The sequence below is a fragment of the Treponema endosymbiont of Eucomonympha sp. genome (assembly GCF_001028545.1).
Map to the genome: position 1 here is coordinate 1 of NZ_BBPW01000584.1, position 468 is coordinate 468.

At 36.1% G+C, this 468-nt stretch carries 1 protein-coding gene; it reads right to left on the bottom strand.

What is annotated here, in order from left to right; all coding sequences use genetic code 11:
- A partial coding sequence (locus AWU74_RS08175) for a hypothetical protein (protein ID WP_187150974.1) occupies nt 1-468 on the bottom strand: 468 nt, incomplete at both ends.

A 468-nucleotide genomic window follows, 5' to 3' on the forward strand; every position in this document is an offset into this window, starting at 1 on the left:
AACTGCTGAAGTTTAAGTCGTGCTATAATCATTTGGTCAAGTGGTTCTTCGATTTTTTCAGGAACGGCTACGTTCCTCATGTCGAAGTTCTGATACATATAAAAGCTGTAACTAAATTCAGCATTACCGCTTTCTTTAGGGTCTTGTGGACGTATCATATTGTTTTTGATACCCCACTCTAGCATCATCATTTTGTTGATGCAATAAACCCCTCTATATATGTTCCACGATTTTTTCTTTACTACTCTTTGGTTGTCTTTTAATTTGTCAACCATTCCTTTTGTAATAAGGGTGCTTCCGTTTTTGGTAATTTTTACAGTAAAGGTTTCTTCATCCAAACTCTTTAACTCAAACTCCATAATATCTACGTTCCATTCGTCATAAGGTCTAAGTAATGACAAGTTCCATTCTTGCATCCACCTAATCTTACCCATTAAAACGTATTCTTTAGCTGTGGCGGCAATTTCC